This window comes from Pleomorphomonas sp. T1.2MG-36 (assembly GCF_950100655.1).
Classification (GTDB): Bacteria; Pseudomonadota; Alphaproteobacteria; order Rhizobiales; family Pleomorphomonadaceae; genus Pleomorphomonas.
The window spans coordinates 51,839-70,561 of record NZ_CATNLY010000034.1 but is presented as its reverse complement, the minus strand read 5'-3'; the positions used below and the strand labels follow the sequence as shown (position 1 = coordinate 70,561).

Sequence of the window (18,723 nt, the reverse complement as noted above, 5' to 3'; positions counted from 1 at the left end):
ACAAAGAGATAGAGCATGTCGGCGAACCGAAGTTCGCCGGACGCGCTCTAGAAACCCTTGCCGCGCAGGATCTCGTTGATCACGGTGCGGAACAGAATGCGGATGTCCAGCCAAACCGAAAAGTCGCGAATATACTCGATGTCGCGCACGACCCGCATGACCGAGGGTTCTACCTCGGAGGTCGGGCCGCGCAGGCCGTTGGCTTGGGCGAGCCCGGTGATGCCGGGGCGCATGGCGTGGCGACGCTCGTAGCCGAGGACCAGCTCTTCATAGCGGACGCCGGCGGCCAGCATGCCCGGCACGTGCGGCCGGGGGCCCACCAGCGACATGTCGCCCCAGAGGACGTTGATGAGCTGCGGCAACTCGTCGATGTTGGTCTTGCGAATGATCCGGCCGATCGGCGTTACACGGGGGTCGTCGGCGATCGTCTGGGCCACGCCGGAGATATCGCAGCGGTCGGTATACATCGACCGGAACTTGAGAATCTGAAAGGGCTTGTTGCCCAGTCCCGTCCGTTCCTGGCGGAAAAACACCGGTCCGACACTGGTGAGCTTGATGATTGCCGCAACCGCTATGAGAAGCGGCGACAGGAGGAGCAGGCCGAAGGCTGCTCCCAATATGTCGATCAGCCGTTTCGCGGCGAGATGGGCGGGGCGCCAGTTGACCGCGACGGCCGCTTCACCATCGTCGATGGTGGCGCCGCCGTAGGACGCCAGCGCAACCGTCTGTCCAGCCGAAAAGGCCGACGTCGACGTCACGCGCATGGTGCCTGAGGCCAAGAAGCGAGCGGAAGAACTGCCCTCGGCTGGCGTCAGATCGCGCAATCCAGACGAGCTTTCGGCGCCACCCTTGGAAAAATCATGGGTAAGGTCCGTTAGACGCATTACATCCCCCGAAACTGAAAAACTAAATTCTAAAAAACCTTCGGAAACAGTCCGGCTCAAAATCGCCGCAACGATCACTCCGAAATAACGAAACATTTACCAAAGTAATGGATTTCCCCTAATCCCGCAAGCTGCGTTGCCTCCTGGAAAAGCGGAAAGCCCATGCATACAGCGCAAAGCTCAACCTGCTAACAGGCCGATATGCAAACCTCGTGCCATGCGGAATTCGTCGCCAATGGTCCGAAATCGTACACCATGGTCACGACACTCCCAGCCTTTGCACCCTCTCCATAGTTAATTTTGATTAAACTTATATCACACCTGCCTGCCGGCAAATCGAATCCTTGGTCGTGGGTATTTTCGCCGTCCGTCGGTCTCGCGGAACTACTTCAGCCTGAGCGGCAGGCCGGCGGCGACGAACCAGGCCTCGTCGGCGAGGGCGGCGACTTTCTGGTTGAGGCGGCCGGCTTCGTCTCGAAACCGGCGGGCAAGGGCGTTTTCGGGGACGATGGACAGCCCCACTTCGTTCGACACCAGCACGACCGGTCCGGCGGCGGTGTTTAGGCCGACGGCCAGGGACTCGTACTCTGCCTCGAGATCGGCGTCGGCGAGCATGCGGTTGGTCAGCCATAGCGTCAGGCAGTCGACGAGGATGGCTCGGTCGTCGCTCGCTTCGGCGGACAAGGTCTCGGCCAGCCGGTGCGGCGCCTCGATCGTCCTCCAGCCGGCGCCTCGCCGCGCGCGATGGAGGTCGATCCGGCTTTCCATTTCCTCGTCATGGCACTCGGCGGTGGCAACGTAGACCTTTTCCTTCGCCGCGAAGGCGCAAGTCCGCTCCTCGGCAAAACGACTCTTGCCGGAACGGGCCCCGCCCAGGACGAATATGATCGGCGCCATGAGCCGCTCCTTCGATTGCGTCAATTTATCGGCTAGCTGCCGTGCGGTCCTTGCGCAAGCGGAGACCAAACGGCTATTGGCCAAAAGTAGCATGATCCTTGCACAGAGACCCCCAGCTTCCGCGCTCACCGTTCGCAGGGACCTGCTTCGGCGGGGAACGGGTACCGGCTTTAAATCCGTATCGAGCGCGTGGAGCCAAAAAAGAAAAGGGGAACTCGATGTCCACGTCTGAAGGGAGCGTCAGCTACAAGAAAGCTGACGCCAGTTATTTCGAGCAGCGGCACCTGTCGCGTTACGCCGGCATCTGGTCGCTATGGGCGCTCGGCGTCGGCGCCGTGATTTCCGGCCATTTTTCCGGCTGGAACTTCGGATTTTCCACCGGTGGCTGGGGCGGCATGATGGCCGCCGGCGCCATCATCGCCGTCATGTATCTCGGCCTCACCTTCTCGATCGCCGAGATGAGTCCGGCGCTGCCGCACACCGGCGCCGCTTATTCCTTCGCCCGCACGGCGATGGGGCCGTGGGGCGGTTTCATCACCGGTCTCTGCGAGAACGTGGAATATGTCATCACGCCGGCGGTGATCGTCACCTTCATCACCGCCTACGTGAACTCCATTCTCGGCCTCGACGCTGCCTATTCGCCGCTCGTCTGGATCGCTTTCTATGCGATCTTCCTCGGGCTCAACGTGTTCGGCCTTGAACTGTCGTTCAAGGTGACTCTGGTGGTGACGGTGTTGTCGCTGGCCGTCCTGGTGTTCTTCTGGGTCAGCGCCATTCCCAACATGGACTTCTCGCGCTGGGCGCTCAACATCGGCGTCGGTTCCGACGGGGCGGCCGTCGAGCTGCCGGATGGCGGTGGCGAATGGTTCCCGTTCGGCTTCTCCGGCGTGCTCGCCACGCTGCCGTTTGCCGTCTGGCTGTTCCTCGCCATCGAGCAACTGCCGCTGGCCGCCGAGGAATCGGTCGATCCCAAGCGCGACATGCCCAAGGGCATCATCCTCGGCATTTCCACGCTGATCCTCTCGGCGTTCATGATCGTGCTTCTCAACCCGTCGGTCGCCGGCGTCGGCGCCTTCCATCTCGGCTCATCTCTTGAGCCGCTGCTGGACGGCTTCCGTGCCGTCTATGGCGATGGTGGCGTCGTGCTGCTCGGCATCGTGGCGCTGACCGGCCTGATCGCCTCCTTCCACACCATCCTCTACGCGCAGGGCCGGCAGGTCTATTCGCTGTCGCGGGCCGGTTATTTTCCGACCGCGCTGTCGCTGACCCACGCCAAGTACAAGACGCCGCACGTCGCCATGGTCACCGGCTCCATTGCCGGCCTGCTGGTGATGATGGTGATCTGGTTCGCGCTCGGCGCGGCCGAAGGCGGGGCAGCGATCGGTTCGGTACTGCTCAACATGGCGGTATTCGGCGCCATGTTCTCCTACATCATGCAGGCCATTTCCTTCATCATGCTCCGCATCAACCAGCCGGACATCGAGCGCCCCTACAAGAGCCCGCTCGGTATCCCCGGCGCGGTGCTGACGATCGTCATCGCGGTGGTCACGCTCTACTATCAGGTACAGGATCCGAACTTCTCCAAGGGCGTGCTCTGGGTGGCGGTGTGGTTTGCCGCGGCGATCGCCTATTTCGCGCTCGTCGGCCGTCACAAGCTGATCCTGTCGCCGGAGGAAGAGTTTGCCATTGCCCACGCCAATGGCGGTGGCGGGCCCGGCACGGAGGAGCCTGCTCCGGCCGAGTAAGCCCTCTTTCTTGATCAGATAAACGCGGGGCGCCTTCATCGGGCGCCTCGTATCATTTCGAATGCCGTCCTTGATTGGCGGGAGCCGGCATGCAGAGATGAAGTCAGTGCTTTGCCATATGTCGTTCAGCGCCGAAGGGAGCCACTCCACCATGTCCGACGTCATGACGCTCGTCTCCCCCGTGGACGGATCGGTCTATGCCGAGCGATCCATCGCCACGGAAGCGGAAATGAACCGCGTGTTCCGGCTGGCTCGCGATAGCCAGAAGGCATGGGCAAGGTTGCCGCTCGATACTCGCGTCGGCTATTGCCTCCAGGCGCTCGATGCCCTGCTCGCCATGCGACCGCGCATCGCCGAGGAACTGACCTGGCAGATGGGCCGGCCGATCCGCTATACGCCCTTCGAGCTCAATGGCGTCGAACAGCGCACCCGCCACATGGCTCGGATTGCCGCCGAAAGCCTTGGTACCCTCGACAGCGGCCTGGAGCATGGCGACCATGGCGCCCACCGCTTCATCAGCCGCGAGCCGCTTGGCGTCGTCTTCGTGGTGGCGCCCTGGAACTATCCCTATCTCACCACCGTCAACTCGGTGATGCCGGCGCTGATGGCCGGCAACACGGTGGTGCTGAAGCACTCCGACCAGACGCTTCTGGTCGCCGAGCGTTTCCAGGATGCCTTCGATGCCGCCGGCTTGCCGGAGGGCGTGTTCCAGCACATCGTGCTTTCCCACGATCAGACGGCAGCGGCCATCGCCGCGCGAAAGGCCGACATGGTGGCTTTCACCGGTTCGGTGGCCGGTGGCGCCGCCATGGAGCGGGCGGCGGTGGGAACCTTCATCGCCATCAATCTGGAGCTCGGCGGCAAGGATCCGGCCTATGTGCGAGCCGATGCCAAGCTCGATTTCGCCATCGAGAACGTCGCCGACGGCGCCTTCTTCAATTCGGGGCAGTGCTGCTGCGGCATCGAGCGCGTCTATGTGCACGAGAAGGTCTACGACGACTTCGTCTCCGGCCTCGTCGACCTGACGAAGAAATACGTGCTCGGCAATCCCACCGATCCCGAGGTGACGCTGGGGCCGATGGCACGCGCCCGCGGCGCGGCAACGGTTCGCGAGCAGATCGCGGCAGCGCTCAGGGGCGGCGCCGTCGCCCACATCGATCCGAAGCTGTTTCCCGCCGACAAGGAGGGTACGCCCTACATCGCGCCGCAGGTGCTGACATCGGTCAATCATCAGATGGTGTTCATGAACGAGGAAACCTTCGGCCCGGCGGTCGGCATCATGAAGGTGCGGGACGACGCCGAGGCGCTCGGGCTGATGAATGACTCGAAATACGGCCTCACCTGCTCGCTGTGGACCGAAGACCTCGATGCTGCCGAGGCGATCGGCCGCGATCTTGAGACCGGCACCGTCTTCGTCAACCGGTGCGACTATCTCGATCCCGCTCTCACCTGGACCGGCGTCAAGGATACCGGGCGTGGCGCGGCGCTATCGCCGCTCGGCTTCCATGGCCTGACGCGGCCGAAGAGCTGGTATGTGCGAAAGGCGCCGGCTTAAGAACGCCCGACAAGCGTCGCCGGATGGTCACGTAGGGAGAGCGCCGGCTCACAAGGGAGGCGCCGGATTGCTTCGTCCGGTGTCGTGCCGCATCGCTTTCGCGGAAAACCGGTTCCCACTTTTCCGCGCGATGCGCTATATCGCCTGCCAAACCCCGCCGGAGACCTCGCCATGTCCGTCATATCCTTCGCCGACCGTTTCGAGACGATCGCCGACCGCCGCTCGCCGCTCACCGTTGGCATCGATCCGGCGCCGGAGGTGCTGAAGGCTTGGGATCTGCCCTACAATGCCGAGGGCGTGCGCGTCTTCGGCCTGGAGATGGTCGAGGCGGTGGGTGATATCGTCGGCGTGTTCAAGCCGCAGATCGCCTTCTTCGAGCGCTTCGGCTGGCAGGGCCTCAAATCCGCCGCCGAAGTGATCGGCCATGCCCGCTCGGCCGATGCGCTGGTCATCGCCGACATCAAGCGGATGGATATCGGCCACACCATCGAGGCCTATGCCGGCGCCTGGATCGGCGAGGATGCGGGGACGCCCGTCGATGCCATCACGCTTGGCGCCTACATGGGCTCGGGATCGCTGGAGCCGGTGGTGAAGCGGGCCGCCGAGCATGGGGCCGGCCTCTTCGTCGTCGTCCGTTCGTCCAACCCGGACGGCATCCTGCTGCAGACCGCCCGGCAGAAGGACGAGCGCACGGTTGCCGACGCGCTGGCCGATGATCTCACCGCCTTCAATCGGGGGGTGCTCGGCAAGACGGGCAACGGTCCTTGCGGCGCGGTGGTCGGTGCGACACTCGACGACGCCGACGAGGTACTGGAGCGGCTGCCGACCTCGCTGATCCTTGCGCCCGGCATCGGCGCGCAGGGTGCCACCATGGCCGATCTCAAGTCTCGCTTCGGACGGGTGGCATCCAGGCGCACGCTGCCGAACGTATCGCGGCAGGTGGCGGCGGCCGGCCCGTCGAGGATGGCGCTGCGCGAGGTCGTCGAGCGCCTTGCCGACGAAGCCTTCGCGTTGCGCAACTGACGGAGACGATACCGGATATGGCCTCTCCTCCAGTTCTGTTTCTCAAGAACATCCACCTTACCTTCGGTGCCACGCCGCTTCTGACCGGCGCCGACCTGACCGTCGGCGAGGGCGACCGCATCACGCTGGTCGGCCGCAACGGCTCGGGCAAGTCGACGCTGCTCAAGATCGCCGCCGGCCTTGTCGAAGCCGACGATGGCGAACGCTTCTTCCAGCCGGGCAAGACAGTGCGCTACCTGAGGCAGGAGCCCGATCTCTCGGCTTTCGCGACGACGCTGGAGTATGTCGAATCCGGACTTGCTCCCGGCGACGACCATTACCGGGCGCTCTATCTGCTCAACGAACTCGGCATGACCGGCAACGAGTCCACATCCTCTCTGTCCGGTGGGGAGATCCGCCGGGCGGCGCTTGCCCATGTGCTCGCTCCCGAGCCGGACATCCTGCTGCTCGACGAGCCGACCAACCATCTCGACCTGCCGGCCATCGAGTGGCTGGAAAGCGAACTCAAGTCGATGAAGTCGGCACTGGTGCTGATTTCGCACGATCGCCGGTTCCTGGAAAACCTGTCGCGCGCCACCGTCTGGCTGGATCGGGGCGTGACGCGCACGCTCGATCGCGGCTTTTCCCATTTCGAGGCCTGGCGCGACCAGGTGCTGGAGGAAGAGGAGCGCGACCTCGTCAAGCTCGACCGCAAGATCGAGGCGGAAGAGCACTGGATGCGCTACGGCGTCACCGCCCGCCGCAAGCGCAACGTCCGCCGTGTCGATCTCCTGGCCGATCTTCGCACGGCAAAGCGCGAACACCGTGGACCGCAGGGCGCGGTGAAGATGGCGGCGGCCGAGTCCGAAGCGTCGTCGAAGCTGGTGATCGAGGCGAAATCCATCTCCAAGTCGTTCGGCGATCGGCCGATCGTCAAGGATTTTTCGATCCGCGTGGCACGCGGCGACCGCATCGGCATCGTTGGTCCCAACGGCGCCGGCAAGACGACGCTGCTCAGGCTCCTCACCGGCGATCTCGTGCCGGATAGCGGCACCGTCAAGCTCGGTCTGTCCCTCGACATGCAGACGCTGGAACAGAAGCGCGACAGCCTCGACCCCGAGACGACGCTCGCCGACGCACTCACCGAGGGCAAGGGCGATTGGGTGGTGATCGGCGAGGAGAAGCGCCACGTCATCGGCTACATGAAGGACTTCCTATTCTCGCCCGAACAGGCGCGGACGCCGCTATCGGCGTTGTCGGGCGGCGAGCGCGGCCGGGTGATGCTGGCCCGTGCCTTGGCCAAACCGTCCAACATGCTGGTGCTGGACGAGCCGACCAACGATCTCGACCTCGAAACGCTCGATCTTCTGGAAGAACTGCTTGGTGACTACAAGGGCACGATCATCGTCATCAGCCATGACCGCGATTTTCTCGATCGCGTCGTCGCCTCGGTGGTGATGAGCGAGGGGGATGGGCGCTGGCTCGAATATGCCGGCGGCTATACCGACATGTTGGCGCAGCGGGGCAAGGGTGTCGAGGCGAGGAAGACGGAGAAGTCCGCTCCCGCGCCGAAGAAGGAAACCTCGGCCGCTCCGGCGCCGAAAGTGCGCTCGAAGCTCAGCTTCAAGGACAAGCATGCCCTGGAGACGCTGCCCGGCCGCATCGATGCCCTGTCGGAAGACGCCAAGCGCCTTCATGCCGTGCTCGACGATCCCGCTCTCTACGCACGCGATCCCAAGCTGTTCGCCTCGGCGACCGAAAAGCTCACCGCCACCGAAGCGGCGCTGGCCGCGGCGGAGGAAGAATGGCTGCGGCTGGAGATGCTGCGCGAGGAACTCGAGGGCTGATGGTACGTTGCCCCGAGTGGCCGGCTTGCGCACTGCCCTCTTTTGGGCAAGACAGGGGGGCAGTTTGGCCGAATGATCCAACGAATCATGCCCATATTCCGCTTCCTTGTCCTGGTCGTCGCTCTCGCGCTTCCTTTCGGCGCATCGGCGCAGACGGTTCCTTCCTTGCCGCAAGTCGCGGTTCCGGCCCAACCGGCTGCGACGGGAGAGGGCGCGACGGCCGGTCCGCCCGCGACGTCTCCTGGGGCGGCGAAAGCCCTGATCGACATCCTGAAGGACGATGCCGCGCGCGCCGTTCTGATCGGCGAGCTCGAAAAGCTGGCCCAGCCGGCGGTGGGCGATGCCGCCGCATCCTCGAGCGATGCGACGACGACGACGGACGCTGCAGACAGGCCAGCCGTGCCGCTTGCCCGTGAAATCGGATCGGTGACGCAGGATCTCTCTCGGCAGGTGGTCGAGGTGGTGCTGAAGATCGGTCGCGGTCTCGGCAATCTGACGCGGCTTTTCGACGGTAGCGCGGCGGTCAACTGGGAAGGTGTGCAAGAGCAGGGCCTTGCGCTTGCGATCATCATCGTCTTTGCCTTCGCCACGCTGAACGTTGCCCGTTTCATCGCCCGCTTTCCGCTTGGCGCCGTCGAACGGATGGCCAAGGACAAGCCTTTTCCGCGCCGGGTCGTCTGGAGCGGCCTTGCCCTCCTGATCGACTGGGCCGTGATCGGTCTCGCCTGGTTCGGCACGTCGGCCTACGCCATCGCCGCGTCAGGCGGCGCCCGCATCGACCTGATGCAGAGCCTGTTCATCGACGCCTTCGTGGTGATCGAGTTCCTGAAGAGCTGCCTTGCCGCCGTCCTGCAATATCGCCGGCCGGCGTTGAGGGTGTTCAATCTCGAACCGGCGACGGCGCGCTTCTGGTACCTCTGGCTCAGCCGCCTGATCAGCTTCCTCGGCTATGGCGTGCTGGTGGCACACCCGCTGGTCAACAAGGCGATCGGCTTTTCCGTCGGCATCGGTTTCCGCCTTGCCGTGGTGTTGATCACGCTCATCGGCGCCACGATACTGGTGACCGCCAAGCGCGACGATGTGAGAAACGGCCTGTTCCCTTTGCTGGAGCCGGTGAAAAGCTCGGTCCTGCGCACGATCCTGGCGCTTCTCATCCACGGCTGGCACGTCATCGTCATCGTCTACCTCGCCGTGGCGTTCGTTCTCTGGGTGAGCCGTCCGTTCGACGCGGTCGACTACATGGCCTGGGCGACGGTCGAGACGGTCTTCGCCGTCATCATCGGCGGGCTGGTCGACAGCTTGCTGTCCCATGCCATCTCCGGCGGCGTCCGCCTGCCGGCCGACGTCAAGAAGACGCTGCCGCTGCTCGAAGCGCGGCTCAACATGATGGTGCCGCTGTTCTTCCGCGCCATGCGCATGCTGCTGGTGGCAATCGTGGTGGCGACGCTGCTGCAGAGCTGGGGCGTCCTCAACCTCATCGCCTGGTTCCAGTCGGATGGCGGTACGGAAGCGGTCGGCCGCATCCTTTCGGCCGTCATCATCCTGCTTGCTGCCGGCGGCATATGGCTCGCCGCTTCGAGCTGGGTGGAGTATCGGCTCAACCCGTCGCTCGGCCGGATCACCAATGCGCGGACGCGCACGCTGCTGTCGCTGTTCCGCAATGCGTTCTCGATCGTCCTCGTCATCATCGCCGCCATGCTCACGCTGTCCCAGCTCGGGGTGGATATAGCGCCGCTGGTCGCCGGTGCCGGCGTCGTCGGCCTTGCCGTCGGTTTCGGCTCGCAGAAGCTGGTGCAGGACATCATCACCGGCGCCTTCATCCAGTTCGAAAACGCCATGAACGAGGGTGATGTCGTCACCGTGGCCGGCCTCACCGGCGCCGTGGACCGGCTGACCATCCGATCGGTCGGCATCCGGGATGCCGACGGCGTCTACCACATCATCCCCTTCTCGTCGGTGACCAGCGTCTCGAACGCCATGCGCGGCTTCGCCTTCGCCACGGCGTCGGTCAACGTTGCCTACGCGACCGATCTCGAAGAGGCGAAGTCCGCCATGCGGGAGGCGTTCGACCGGCTGATGGACGGGCCGAAGGGCGCCGTCATACTGGAACCGCTCGATATTTGGGGGGTTGTCTCGTTCTCCGCGGCGGGCGTGGTGATGAAGGCCCGCATCAAGACGCTGCCGGGAGAACAGTGGGGAATCGGCCGCCTTTACAATGAGCTCGTCAAGAACGTGTTCGACGAGCGCGGTATTACCTCCTCGTTCTGACCATGATGGGCGCCGCCCTGGCGGCAAGCCGTTGACTGGTCAATTGTTGAAAAAGACATTTGCGTTTAACGGTCGGCGTTCTAAATGAAGGGCCTGAGACGGGGCTGCGCCCCGTTCGCCTCCCAGATGGAGATGACCGGACTTGAGCTCCCCCACCGATGACGACACCAGCGAGGAACTGCCAACGAGGCGGTTTGCGCTTGCGGTGAGGTGGGTTGGGCCGATCATCGCGGTGGTGTTGATCGCCGGCGCCGTCTGGGTGCTGTGGGACATGGCGACCAGGATGTCGTTCGCCGACGTCCACGATGCCGCGCTGGCGCTGCCGGCCCACCGTTTCGTGCTGGCCTTCGTCTTCACCTTCTGCGGCCTTGCCGCGCTTGCCACCTACGATCTTCTGGCGCTGCACGCGCTCAACTACACGAGTTCGGTCAGTCTGGCGCGGGCGGTGTTCGGCGGCCTCATCGCCAACGTTTTCGCCAACACCCTGGGCTTTCCGCTGCTGTCGGGCGGTGGAGCCCGTTATCGCATCTACTCCATGGTCGGCGTCAGCTTCTCGGTGGTGGCGAGGCTGATCATCATGAGCTGGCTGACCATGTGGTCCGGCATCCTGTTCGTGCTCGGACTGGCGCTGACGCTGGAGCCGACGACGCAGTACCCGGTGTTTCCCCACCACTACATCGACCGGCTGGTCGGGATTGCCGTCCTCGTCGCGCTGTCGAGCTTCATCATCTGGCTGGCGCGGAAGCGACGGGCCATCCGAGTGAGCGGCATGGTGGTGCGCATGCCCAAGGCCAAGCCGGCATTCCTGATGGTGCTGGCCGGGGCGTTCGATCTGCTCGCGGCCTGCGGTACGCTCTATGTCCTGCTGCCGCCCGATGCGGTGCCGGATGCCGCCCGCTATCTCGTCACCTATTCCATCGCCTTCCTGGCCGGCATGGCCGCCAACACCCCCGGCGGCGTCGGTGTGTTCGAGGCGACGGTGGTGACCGGCCTCGGCATTGCCCATCGGCCGGATGTTGCCGCCGCGCTGATCCTGTTCCGCCTCATCTACTTCGTGGTGCCGCTTTTCTTCGCTCTGGCGCTTCTCGCCTTTCTGGAAGGGCGGCACAGGCTCGCGGTGCGGAGGGCGCGGCGCGAGGAAGTGTGAAACGGTCGAGACGGCACAGCAACCGAACTGCAAGACGCCTTCGGTGACTTGTTCGGCGCTCCGTTCTGGATCACAAGTCACCGTCCGTCACTCCCGAGCCGCGGTGCCCGAGCGACCCCATGAGCCATCAGCCCTCGCCGAACGCCTTTGCCCACCGGCCGTATCTCCTCTACTGGCTGGCCCGCCTGTTCGCCACATTCGCCATTCAGATCGTCGTGGTCGCCGTCGGCTGGAAGGTCTACAACCTCACCCGCGATCCGATGGCGCTCGGCTATGTGGGGCTGATGCAGTTCCTGCCGGCTTTCCTGCTGGTGCTCATCACCGGCACGGTGGCCGACCGCGTTTCGCGGCGCCTGATCATCATCGCGTGCTTCGGCGTCGAAGCCGCCGCCGCCGTCTGGCTGTTCGCCCTGTCCTGGACGGCGTCGCCGAGCGTCGCGCCGATCTACATCATCCTCCTGGTGATGGGCATTGCCCGCGCCTTCATGGGGCCGGCCATGCAGTCGGTGGTGCCGAACCTCGTGCCGCGCGAGGCGCTCGCCAACGCTATCGGCTGGGTGTCGTCGTCCTGGCAGGTAGCGGCCATCGGCGGGCCTGTGGCCGGCGGTCTGCTCTACGGTATTTCCGAGCTCGCCGCCTTCGGCACGGCGGTGGCGCTGCTTGCCGCCGCAGTGGCGCTGATGCTGGCAATGCCGCCGATTACCGTGAAGCAGGGAGAGAAGGAGCCGGCCTGGCAGGCGGTTTCGGCCGGCTTCCGCTATGTCTTTTCCAACCGGCTCGTGCTCGGCGCCATCTCGCTCGACCTGTTCGCGGTGCTGCTCGGCGGCGCCGTCGCGCTGATGCCGGTCTATGCGTCCGACATCCTGGTGCTCGGTCCGGCCGGTCTCGGCATGATGCGAGCAGCGCCCGGCATTGGCGCCATCCTGGTGGCAGCCTTTCTGGCGCGCTTCCCGATCCGGGCTATGGCCGGCGTGAAGATGTTTCTGGGCGTCGCACTGTTCGGCCTTGCAACGGTGGTGTTCGGCGTTTCGCTGACGCCGTGGCTGTCCATCCTCTGCCTCGGCCTGATGGGGGCCGGCGACATGATCTCGGTCTATGTGCGCGAGACGCTCATCCAGCTCGCCACGCCCGACGAGCTGCGCGGCCGTGTTTCGGCGGTCAACATGGTGTTCGTCGGGGCCTCCAACGAGCTCGGCGAGTTCCGCGCCGGCAGCATGGCGGCGCTGATCGGCACCGTGCCGGCGGTGGTGTTTGGCGGCGTCGGCACGCTCGCCGTCGCGGGCCTGTGGTCGGTGATCTTCCCCGACCTTCGCCGGGCCGAGAAGCTCGACGGCAGCTGACGACGGATCGCAGGTATTTGGCAAGATGCGGCCGTCGCCGGGGAGGTTGTGGCGAGCCGGTCGGGTAGGGTTCAGGGAGGACACGGATGTATATCGGGATCGACTGGGGCGGGACCAAGATGGAGGTGATCGGCCTCGATGCCGGGGGCGCCGAGCTCATCCGGCACCGCATCCCGACGCCGCGCGAGGATTATGATGCCTCGATCCGGGCGGTGGTCGATCTGGTGGCCCATGTCGAGACGGCTTCCGGCGAACGCGGCAGCGTCGGCATCGGCCTGCCGGGCAGCCCCAATCCGCTCACCGGCCTCATCCGCAACTCCAACGCCTTCTGGCTGAACGGCAAGCCGCTCGGCCGCGACCTCGAGGCGGCGCTCGGCCGGCCGGTGCGCCTCGCCAATGACGGCAACTGTCTCGCGGTCTCCGAGGCGGTCGATGGCGCTGGCGCCGGTCTCGACGTGGTGGTCGGCATCATCCTGGGCACCGGCCATGGCGGCGGCATCGCCATCAAGGGCAAGAGTCACAACGGCTTCCAGGGCCTGGCTGGCGAGATCGGCCACTATTCTTTGCCCTGGCCCAAGGAGGGCGAGTATCCCGGTCCCAAGTGCTGGTGCGGCCGGCACGGCTGCCTGGAGATGTTCTGCTCGGGCACCGGCTTCGAACTCGATTATCGGACGACGACCGGCGTCGCCCGCAAGGCGTCGGAGGTGATCGCACTGAAGCGGGCAGGCGACGCCACCGCCGTCCAAGTCTACGATCGCTATGTGGATCGTCTTGCCCGGTCGCTGGCGCTGATCATCGACCTCGTCGACCCAGACGTGTTCGTGCTCGGCGGCGGCATGAGCAACGTCGACGAGCTCTACGACGACGTGCCCAGGCAGCTCTCGACCCGCACCAACCTCTGGGATGGCGAGGGCAGCCGGCTCGTCTTCTCGGATAGCGTGGCAACGCCGATCCGCAAGGCTCGGCACGGCGACAGCTCCGGCGTCCGAGGCGCCGCCTTCCTCTGGAAGGAATAGAAGGGGATGGGGGCGGCGATTGCCATCCGCCCCCTTGTTTCCTTACAGGCTGACCCAGCGGCCGGTCTTGCCGGACTCGACGATGGCGTCGAGGATCTTCATCATCCTGACGGCGTCGTGCTGGTCGTAGGGCAAGGGCTCGACGCCACGGATCGCCTTGGCGAACGCCTCGCCCTGCAGGCCGTACTGGTCGCAGGCCGGCAGGCGAATCTCCTCGATCTGCGCATCGCCGAGCGCCGCGCCGCGATCGAGGCGAATCACGGTCTCCTGCATCGGCGGGGCGTTGAAGGGGATCAGCACCTCGATGCGGCCGGTGGAGCCGACGACGTTGACGCGCTGGTGCGGCACGGTCTGCGTGCCGACGGTGAACGTCAGGTGGCGTCCCTCGCCGAAATCGAGAATCGCCGAGGTCAGCACGTCGGTGCCGAACGTCTCGTCCAGCTCGATCAGGCCGATCACCCGTTTCGGTTCGGCGTCGAACACGAAGCGGGCGGTGACGATCGGATAGACGCCGATATCCCACAGGCCGCCGCCACCGTTCTCGGGCTTGTTGCGAATGTTGGCGGGGTCGTCGAGGAAATAGGAGAAGAAGGACTGAGCAGCGGCGACACGGCCGATGGCGCCGGCGCGGACGAGCTCCCGGGTCTTCAGCCACTGCGGATGGTAGCGGACCATGAAGGCTTCGAGATAGACGATGCCCGGCGGCAGCGCGGCGAGGCGCTCGGCGTCCTTGGCGTTCATCGCCGCGGGCTTCTCGCAGAGCACATGCTTGCCGGCACGGGCGGCGGCGAGCGTCAGGTCGACATGGCTGTCGTTGGGCGTCGGGATATAGACCGCCTCGATGGTCGGATCGGCGAACAGCGCCTCGTAGGAGCCATGGGCGACGGGAATGCCCAGAGCATCGGCCGTCGCCTTCGCCGTGTCGGCGTTGCGCGAGGCGATCGCCGCCACCTCCAGCCAAGGCGTGGTGCGGAAGCCGGGGATCACCTTCTCACGGGCGATCTTGGCGGTGGAAACGACGCCGATACGAACCGGCTTGTGCGTGGACATGTGCGCCCTCCCTAAGTTTTGTACGATTTATAGGGGAGGGCCTTCGGGAAGGGAAGCGGTCAGCCCTCGGACGATCGTTCGGCCGAAGACGCCAATGCGGCATGCAGATGGGCGAGTTCGCCGTTGGTCAGCGCTCGCTTCCGTTCGGTCGCGGCCCGCCGGACCTCCTCGACGAGCGGTGCGGCGAGTTCAGGGTCAAGGGCGATGCCGCAACGTGCGAGGACGTGGGCCAGCGCCTGGGCGCCGGAGTGCTTGCCGACGACGACCGAGTGGTGTCGCCCGAGCAGCCTGGGATCGAGCCCCTGATAGGTCTCGGCCTCCTTGAGAAGACCGGCGACGTGGAGGCCGCTTTCGTGGGAAAACACGTCGCGTCCGACGACGGCCTTGCCGGGCGGCACGCCACGTCCGGCCGCGCTGGCGACCAGTTCGGCAAGCGGTTTCAGCGACGGCAGGTCGACGCCGGTCGACCGTCCATCGAGACGCAGTAGGGCGACGGCCACCTGTTCCAGCGCCGCGTTGCCGGCTCGCTCGCCGAGGCCGAGCACGGTGACGGACGCTTCGGCGCAGCCGGCGCGCAGGGCGGCAAGGGTGTTGGCGGTGGCGAGACCGAGGTCGTCGTGGCCGTGAAACTCCAAGGCGAGCGACGTGCGGGCCTTCAGGGCCGATACCAGCCTCGCCGTCGACAGCGGATCGAGCACGCCGACGGTATCGGCAAGCCGCAACCGCCAGCCGCCAGCGCGCTCCACGGCTTCGGTCATGGCGGCGAGGTGATCGGGATCGGCACGCGAGGCATCCTCGGCACCGACCGAGACCGAAAAGCCGAGGTCGAGAGCCAACGGCACGAAGCGGGCGATGCGGGCGAGCGCCTCGCGCCGGTCGATGCCGAGCTTGGCCGCGAGCTGCAGGTCGGACGCGGGGATGGACAGGTTGATGGCCGGTGCGCTGCTTCGGACGGCGGCGGCGATGTCTTCGTCGCGCATCCGGCACCAGACAGCGACGCGGGCCGGCAGCGCCAGGCCGACGATGGCGGCGATGGTGTCGATCTCCTCATCGCCCATGGCCGGCGTGCCGGCTTCGATCTCGGCGACGCCGGCCGCAGCCAGTGCTTCGGCAATGGCCAGTTTCTCGATGCGGGTGAAGGCGACGCCCGGCGCCTGTTCGCCGTCGCGCAGCGTGGTGTCGTTGAGGCGGGCGCCGATCATGCCACGGTCTCCAGGATGCGGGCTTCGCGCGCGATCGCCGGCAGCAAAACCAGAAGGCGTTCGATGTCGGCGTCGGTGTTGAAGCGCGATAGCGAGAAGCGGATGGTCGAACCGGCGAGGTGCGTCAGCCCCATGGCGGCGAGCACATGGCTCGGTGCGGCTTCGCCGGTGGCGCAGGCGGACCCGGAGGACGCGGCGATGCCGGCCCGATCGAGGCGGTGCAGCATCATCTCGGCGTCGATACCCGGAAATGCGAGGCAGGCGGTGTTGGCAAGGCGTGCCTGCGGGTCGCCGAGGACGCGCGTGCCGGGAAGAGCCGCGACGACACCGCTTTCGAGGCGGTCGCGCAAACGGGCGATGCGCTGGGCATGGCAGTCCGCAAGGGCGACACGAGCGGCGACACCGAAGCCGACGATGCCCGGCACGTTCTCGGTGCCTGCGCGGCGTCCCTTCTCCTGACGGCCGCCGACGATCAGACCGGCGAAGGGTTTGCCGGCACGGACATGGAGGGCGCCGACGCCTTTCGGGCCGTGCAGCTTGTGGGCGCTGAAGGAGGCCATGTCGACGCCGCTGGCGGCGACCGAAAGAGCGACACGACCGGCGGCCTGCACGGCGTCGGTGTGGAAGAGGGCGCCGGCCGCGTGGGCGGCAGGCACGAGGTCGGCGATGGGAAACAGCGTGCCGGTTTCGTTGTTGGCGGTCATCAGCGTCACCAGCGCTGTGCCGGGACCGAGGGCGGCGCGGTAGGCGTCGAGGTCGAGCCGGCCGCATTCGTCGACGGGAAGGCGATGGATGTCGATGCCGTCCGTTGCCGCGAGGCGATCGAGCGCCGCATGGACCGACGCGTGCTCGACGGTGGACGTCACCACCTCGCGACGTCCGGGGCGGGCGGCGAGCGCGGCACGGATGGCCGTAACGTTGCTTTCGCTGCCGCCAGAGGTGAAGACGACCTCATCCGGCCGGTCGGCGCCGATCAGCCTCGCGACGTCGCGCCGGGCGGCCTCGATCGCGCGCCGCGCGTCACGGCCGGCGGCGTGAGCGGACGAAGGATTGCCATGCAGGCCGGTCAATGCCGCCAGCATGGCCTCGGCCACGCGCGGGTCGACCGGCGTGGTGGCGTTGGCGTCGAGGTAGACGGCCGAATCTGCGACCATGGCGATCCCTCGCGATCAGGCGGCGGCGATGGCGCGGCCGAAACGCGCGGCGTAGATCTTGCCGACAGCCGCCTCGATGTAGTCGAAGGCATGGGCATCGGTGACGGTGATGCCGGCGGCCAGAAGCGCATCGCGCGGGCAGTCGCCCACCTTGGCGCACAGCACGGTGTCGATGCCGTTCAGGGCGGCGATGGTGGGGGCGAGGGGCGCGTCCTCACCGAAGCCACCCATGCAATAGGCGTCGACCTTGCGATGGCCGACGAGCGTGATGCCGTTTGGCCCAGCCTCGTAGACCTGGAACTCGCGGGCATGGCCGAAGTGCTCGTTGACGCGGGCGCCGCCCTTGGTGGCAACGGCGACGAGGAGGCGGGCGTCGTCGGCTACCGCGCCGATGCGCCGCATGGCGTCGTCGCGGGCGGCGCCCCGGTCGCCGCGCTCGGCGGCGACGAAGGCGCGATAGGCATCGCGAGCGGCTGGGTCGTAGGTGGCGATCTCCGGCAACCGGTCGAGAGTGAACTCCTGGCCACGGTCTTCGCCGAGAAGGCCGATGGCGTCGGCGCGGCATTGGCGGCAGTGGCGCATCAACTTGGCGCCACCGTCCAGCTGGTCCTGCACCGCCTTGAGTTCGGCTGGTGTCGGGCCCCGCTGGCCGGTGAGGCCGAAGTGGGTGCCATGGGCGGGGTCGGAAATCAGCGGCATGACGTTGTGCAGGAAGGCGCCGCCCGCGCGCACCGCCTTGTTGACCTCGGCAAGGTGATGGTCGTTGATGCCGGGGATCATCACCGAGTTGATCTTCACGAGAATGCCGCGCGCAGTCAGCATTTCGAGGCCGAGCATCTGCCGCTCGAGAAGGATCGTCGCGGCTTCGAGACCGGTGCGGCGCTTGTGGTCGAAGAAGATCCACGGGTAGATCCTGGCGCCGATCTCCGGATCGACGGCGTTGATGGTGATCGTCACGTGGTCGATGGCCATTTCGGCGATCTCGTCGACATGGTCGGGCAGGGCAAGGCCGTTGGTGGAGAGGCAGAACTTGAGGTCGGGAATGACCTTGCGCACCGCTTCGAAGGTGGCGCGGGTGTTCTTCCAGTCGTGCAGCGCGTCGCCCGGACCGGCGATGCCGAGCACCGACAGCTCCGGCACGGCGGCGGCCACCGCGACGACCTTCCGCACCGCTTCCTGTGGCGTCAGCCGTTCGGACACGACGCCCGGCCGGCTCTCGTTGGAGCAGTCGTATTTGCGATTGCAGTAGTTGCACTGGATGTTGCAGGCCGGCGCTACGGCCACATGCATGCGCGCGAAGTAGTGGTGCGCCTCTTCCGAATAGCAGGGGTGATCCTTGATCCTCTCCCAGGTCGTGGCATCGATGCCGGCGGGGCGGGGCGATGTGCCGCAGGACGACGACGTGCAGCCACCGCGCCGCGGGCTTGGCGTGACCGTCGGGCTGTCGAGGGAAACGATCTGCGAGGACATGGCACTCTCCGGACGAAACGAGGTCGTCCGGTGCAGCGCAAGCGACATGCCAGATTGAAATTCACTTCATATCAATGAGATAGGAGGGTGTGCGACGAAGACGACAGGGCAAGTGACAGGCTTTGTCGGAGTTACGACACGCCTTC

General features: G+C 66.0%; 14 protein-coding genes. 8 read left to right on the top strand and 6 right to left on the bottom strand.

Going from position 1 to position 18,723, the window contains the following annotated elements; all coding sequences use genetic code 11:
• Positions 1-47 precede the first annotated feature (47 nt).
• Entirely contained in the window at positions 48-884 is an 837-nt protein-coding gene (locus QQZ18_RS16110) for a sugar transferase (protein WP_284541969.1), read from the bottom strand.
• Between the two features lie 384 nt (positions 885-1,268).
• A complete protein-coding gene (gene cobU / locus QQZ18_RS16105) occupies positions 1,269-1,781 on the bottom strand; it encodes a bifunctional adenosylcobinamide kinase/adenosylcobinamide-phosphate guanylyltransferase (RefSeq protein ID WP_284541968.1) in 513 nt (170 codons plus the stop codon).
• Positions 1,782-1,999: 218 nt separating this feature from the next.
• Between cobU and QQZ18_RS16100 the strand changes: the two genes are divergently transcribed.
• The 8 genes from QQZ18_RS16100 to QQZ18_RS16065 all read left to right on the top strand — a co-directional run bounded on the left by QQZ18_RS16100 (position 2,000) and on the right by QQZ18_RS16065 (position 13,701).
• A complete protein-coding gene (locus tag QQZ18_RS16100; protein WP_284541967.1) occupies positions 2,000-3,526 on the top strand; it encodes an amino acid permease in 1,527 nt (508 codons plus the stop codon).
• A 151-nt stretch (positions 3,527-3,677) separates the two neighbouring features.
• The gene (locus tag QQZ18_RS16095; protein WP_284541966.1) at positions 3,678-5,081 is read left to right on the top strand and encodes an aldehyde dehydrogenase family protein; all 1,404 of its coding nucleotides are present in this window, start codon (positions 3,678-3,680) and stop codon (positions 5,079-5,081) included.
• Between the two features lie 171 nt (positions 5,082-5,252).
• Positions 5,253-6,104, top strand: coding sequence for an orotidine-5'-phosphate decarboxylase (gene pyrF / locus QQZ18_RS16090; protein WP_284541965.1), 852 nt, complete (start codon positions 5,253-5,255; stop codon positions 6,102-6,104).
• Between the two features lie 17 nt (positions 6,105-6,121).
• Positions 6,122-7,930, top strand: a complete 1,809-nt coding sequence (locus tag QQZ18_RS16085; RefSeq protein WP_284541964.1) for an ABC-F family ATP-binding cassette domain-containing protein — start codon at positions 6,122-6,124, stop codon at positions 7,928-7,930.
• 87 nt (positions 7,931-8,017) lie between these two features.
• Positions 8,018-10,198, top strand: a complete 2,181-nt coding sequence (locus QQZ18_RS16080; protein WP_284541963.1) for a mechanosensitive ion channel domain-containing protein — start codon at positions 8,018-8,020, stop codon at positions 10,196-10,198.
• A gap of 142 nt (positions 10,199-10,340) precedes the next feature.
• A complete protein-coding gene (locus tag QQZ18_RS16075) occupies positions 10,341-11,345 on the top strand; it encodes a hypothetical protein (RefSeq protein WP_284541962.1) in 1,005 nt (334 codons plus the stop codon).
• A 119-nt stretch (positions 11,346-11,464) separates the two neighbouring features.
• Positions 11,465-12,685, top strand: coding sequence for an MFS transporter (locus QQZ18_RS16070; RefSeq protein WP_284541961.1), 1,221 nt, complete (start codon positions 11,465-11,467; stop codon positions 12,683-12,685).
• 86 nt (positions 12,686-12,771) lie between these two features.
• Positions 12,772-13,701: an ROK family protein gene (locus QQZ18_RS16065; RefSeq protein WP_284541960.1), complete on the top strand. Its 930-nt coding sequence runs from the start codon at positions 12,772-12,774 to the stop codon at positions 13,699-13,701.
• 42 nt (positions 13,702-13,743) lie between these two features.
• Here the strand turns inward: QQZ18_RS16065 and QQZ18_RS16060 are convergent, their stop codons facing one another.
• The 4 genes from QQZ18_RS16060 to nifB are packed head-to-tail and all read right to left on the bottom strand — an operon-like array spanning position 13,744 to position 18,577.
• On the bottom strand, positions 13,744-14,751 hold the full coding sequence (locus QQZ18_RS16060; RefSeq protein WP_284541959.1) for a Gfo/Idh/MocA family protein: 1,008 nt from the start codon (positions 14,749-14,751) through the stop codon (positions 13,744-13,746).
• Between the two features lie 59 nt (positions 14,752-14,810).
• Positions 14,811-15,953: a homocitrate synthase gene (gene nifV, locus QQZ18_RS16055; RefSeq protein WP_284541958.1), complete on the bottom strand. Its 1,143-nt coding sequence runs from the start codon at positions 15,951-15,953 to the stop codon at positions 14,811-14,813.
• Complete coding sequence (locus QQZ18_RS16050) at positions 15,950-17,107, bottom strand: cysteine desulfurase family protein (protein ID WP_284541957.1); 1,158 nt, start codon at positions 17,105-17,107, stop codon at positions 15,950-15,952. The genes nifV and QQZ18_RS16050 overlap by 4 nt, the downstream gene beginning before the upstream one ends.
• Before the next feature lie 15 nt (positions 17,108-17,122).
• Positions 17,123-18,577 carry a nitrogenase cofactor biosynthesis protein NifB gene (gene nifB / locus QQZ18_RS16045; RefSeq protein WP_284541956.1) on the bottom strand — a complete coding sequence of 485 codons (1,455 nt, stop codon included), beginning with the start codon at positions 18,575-18,577 and terminating at the stop codon, positions 17,123-17,125.
• Between the last annotated feature and the right edge of the window lie 146 nt (positions 18,578-18,723).

Coding starts and splice junctions, on each gene's coding strand:
- QQZ18_RS16065 (WP_284541960.1), top strand. CDS start 12,772: ATGTATATCGGGATCGACTGGGGCGGGACCAAGATGGAGGTGATCGGC.
- cobU (WP_284541968.1), bottom strand. CDS start 1,781: ATGGCGCCGATCATATTCGTCCTGGGCGGGGCCCGTTCCGGCAAGAGT.
- QQZ18_RS16060 (WP_284541959.1), bottom strand. CDS start 14,751: ATGTCCACGCACAAGCCGGTTCGTATCGGCGTCGTTTCCACCGCCAAG.
- QQZ18_RS16085 (WP_284541964.1), top strand. CDS start 6,122: ATGGCCTCTCCTCCAGTTCTGTTTCTCAAGAACATCCACCTTACCTTC.
- QQZ18_RS16110 (WP_284541969.1), bottom strand. CDS start 884: ATGCGTCTAACGGACCTTACCCATGATTTTTCCAAGGGTGGCGCCGAA.
- QQZ18_RS16070 (WP_284541961.1), top strand. CDS start 11,465: ATGAGCCATCAGCCCTCGCCGAACGCCTTTGCCCACCGGCCGTATCTC.
- nifV (WP_284541958.1), bottom strand. CDS start 15,953: ATGATCGGCGCCCGCCTCAACGACACCACGCTGCGCGACGGCGAACAG.
- nifB (WP_284541956.1), bottom strand. CDS start 18,577: ATGTCCTCGCAGATCGTTTCCCTCGACAGCCCGACGGTCACGCCAAGC.
- pyrF (WP_284541965.1), top strand. CDS start 5,253: ATGTCCGTCATATCCTTCGCCGACCGTTTCGAGACGATCGCCGACCGC.
- QQZ18_RS16080 (WP_284541963.1), top strand. CDS start 8,018: ATGCCCATATTCCGCTTCCTTGTCCTGGTCGTCGCTCTCGCGCTTCCT.
- QQZ18_RS16050 (WP_284541957.1), bottom strand. CDS start 17,107: ATGGTCGCAGATTCGGCCGTCTACCTCGACGCCAACGCCACCACGCCG.
- QQZ18_RS16095 (WP_284541966.1), top strand. CDS start 3,678: ATGTCCGACGTCATGACGCTCGTCTCCCCCGTGGACGGATCGGTCTAT.
- QQZ18_RS16100 (WP_284541967.1), top strand. CDS start 2,000: ATGTCCACGTCTGAAGGGAGCGTCAGCTACAAGAAAGCTGACGCCAGT.